Raw genomic sequence first — 2,723 nt, 5'->3', positions numbered from 1 at the left:
CCTAAGCCACCTGAGTGCACCTAAGTTTTAAAATGTAAAACCTTATCACCGAAATACCCTTCGGCTCCGCCCAGGATAACTCATTTGAAGCTTATCTTTTGTAGTTTGTGATGTTATTCTCCATAGCTTATAAATAATTTTTCTAAATCATCAAGGCTCATATCTGCCCAGCTAAAATAAAGCAATGCAGTATTAGGGTTCAGTTCTCCCGGGCGTAATAAATCGAGCATATTAACCTGCAGATAAGCACTTTGATCGTTTAAATATTCATTATTGGAATGAAAATCAGATTTGTAAAATGCTTTAGCCCATTCGTGATGTCCCTGTTCTTTTGCAATATGATCAGCAACCAGGGCTTCGCTCTTGTCATCCTTAATTAATAGTTTTTTTGCCCTGTAAAAAGATGGTTTCCCACCTTCTTCACGCTGGTAAAACTCAATATCTTTTGATTGGATGGTTTTAGATGATACATGACCAAAAATATCGTTCAGTCCGAAATTTTCTTCGGCTGTTACAATTTCAAGTTCTGCCGAGGCTGCTCCTGAAACCGCCAGTGTCCAGTTTTTGGTCGTTGCGCTTTCGGTAACCACATACACATCCCTAAACGAATAATAAGTTTGTGTGAGTTTGATAATTAACTGCTGCTGGATCTCGTTCCAGTTGATTATTCGTGTGGAAACCGGATCGCTACCCTTAAAAATAAAACTTCCTTTTTCAGAGAAGGCAAGAATCTGTTTACTAAATTCAAATTCTGCTTCAATTGCCTCATTACTGTTTCTTCTGCCCGAATAAGGTTTAGATACGCCTTCACTAAAACTCCAGCCCGATGGATTGAGTTTATTGTCGTATTCCAGTTTTATATCTTCATGTTTTACCAATTCACTGCGATAAATATTTCCGAGTACAACTACCTGCCCATTCCTGATCTGAAAAAAATCTCCGGGATAAACAGCCTTTGCCAATGAAGATGTTGGAATAAAACCATTTGTACGCAGGTAAAAGCTCCTGTAGAAATTCCTATATACGTTTTCCATAGTTATTTCCTCTTATCCTCCTATCATTACACTGAAGGCACCCAAAACAATTCTTCCGCCATGTGCGGTTTCATCACCCAATCTCGCTGCCGGCATTCCGCCGATCATAACACTCGATGAGCCGCGAACGATGCTATCCGGTGGTCCAACACAAACCAACATATCGCCTACTCTTGCGGCCGGTAAACCGGCTATAAGTACATTAGGTGCACCCGGCCCTATAATTGGTCCGCCAACGTGCGGTATTGGTACAACGCCCGGCGTTTGCATAGGACATTCGTGAAAATCGGTTAATCTTGCTGCTGGTGGCATATTTTACTTTATTTAAAATTAATTGATCAGAACCATTGCACCCTTTAGGGTCAATTCCATTCCCCCCACTACTGTTGCCATTTGTGCACCTTTTGCCGAAAACTCCATATCGGCCTGCTGTTTAATATTCAGACCATTCATAGCCAGATCGCCACTGCTTGTGCTGATTTTAACCCCTTGATCACCAGCTATATTTACTAACTGACCTGCCTGAATGTTTATATCATGATTACTTTTAATGGTAATTCCACTTGGCGACATGGTAATGCTGTTACTGTTCTCATCGAGAAGACTAATTTCTTTTGCCCTATCACTTAAAACCACTTTATTATTGCCGGGAGTAGCAATGGTAAGCACTTCGTTTTCATCATCGAATTCGATATTGATCCCCGACCTTGAAACAATTGCCTTTACCGAATTTTTCTCATTAGGAGTTAATCCGGAAGGCTGTATTTTCGGACTGCTGAACATACTGCCTAATATTACCGGACTGCGTGGATCTTCGTTCAAGAATCCCAGCACCACTTCATCACCAACTTCGGGCAGGAAAAATGCACCTGCACCACTGGTTGAATAAAAGTTGGCGAGCCTGGCCCATACTCCGGTACCACTTGGATCAAACAGGGGTACATCAACCAGAATGCGGTACTGCGAATCAGGATCATCATATATCTTTTTAACGGTTCCGTTAAACAGGCCACGTACACCAGGCAACATTCCAGAAGCTGGTGGGGCCATTACATCGGCCTCTTCAGTAGCCCATACAGACGAAAGCCCGATAGAAACTTCGGTAATCCAATTGCCATCGCTAATATTGTGCACCACACCCGAAACCAGGTAATCGCCGTTAAAGCGATCGCCCAAACCTGCAAAAGTGATATATTTACCAGGATCTACCACACTGGTCCCCTGAAACTTAGCCTCGCCCTTTATTTTTGCATAATCACTTTTTACGAGCTGCGCTTTAGCCCAATTTTTAAGTTCTTCGTTTGCTAATGGAGCCGTTGTTTGCACGCTATATTCCGAAATACCGATTGCCCTGGCCAATGTGCCCGAAGAGATATTTCCTGGACCTGAATAACTGTTGGGCACCACAACATCTGCAACGGCCTGCGCACCATAATCCCATGTTCTTGTTTTAACGTTTTCCAATTGGGTTAAAGCATTCATATCAGCCTTAAATGCCATTAATCCATCGCCATAAGCAATTTTCAACACCGATTCGGGATTGGCATCAGGCGCTTTTACGTTTACTGTTCCATTTAAGGTGGTTACAATGAGGCCATTCATATCGGCCAGCGACCGTATAAAATCCCAATCGCTTACATAAAACTGGACCTGCTTTGGCCAAACGTTACTGGTAGCACTTACATCGGC

At 42.6% G+C, this 2,723-nt stretch carries 3 protein-coding genes; all 3 read right to left on the bottom strand.

Annotation, left to right across the window (positions count from 1 at the left end):
* Nucleotides 1–113: 113 nt before the first annotated feature.
* Entirely contained in the window at nucleotides 114–1,034 is a 921-nt protein-coding gene (locus B2V92_RS03835) for a hypothetical protein (RefSeq protein ID WP_293304920.1), read from the bottom strand.
* A gap of 12 nt (nucleotides 1,035–1,046) precedes the next feature.
* Nucleotides 1,047–1,346, bottom strand: a complete 300-nt coding sequence (locus B2V92_RS03830) for a PAAR domain-containing protein (RefSeq protein WP_293304919.1) — start codon at nucleotides 1,344–1,346, stop codon at nucleotides 1,047–1,049.
* An 18-nt stretch (nucleotides 1,347–1,364) separates the two neighbouring features.
* The coding region (gene vgrG, locus B2V92_RS03825; protein WP_293304918.1) for a type VI secretion system tip protein VgrG at nucleotides 1,365–2,723 on the bottom strand (1,359 nt) is incomplete at its 5' end.

It is taken from the genome of Pedobacter sp. UBA5917 (genome assembly GCF_002432345.1).
In the GTDB taxonomy this organism is placed as follows: domain Bacteria; phylum Bacteroidota; class Bacteroidia; order Sphingobacteriales; family Sphingobacteriaceae; genus Pedobacter.
The sequence above is the reverse complement of the archived record's forward strand: the minus strand, read 5'-3'. Positions and strand labels throughout refer to the sequence as shown.

Coding starts and splice junctions, on each gene's coding strand:
- B2V92_RS03835 (WP_293304920.1), bottom strand. CDS start 1,034: ATGGAAAACGTATATAGGAATTTCTACAGGAGCTTTTACCTGCGTACA.
- B2V92_RS03830 (WP_293304919.1), bottom strand. CDS start 1,346: ATGCCACCAGCAGCAAGATTAACCGATTTTCACGAATGTCCTATGCAA.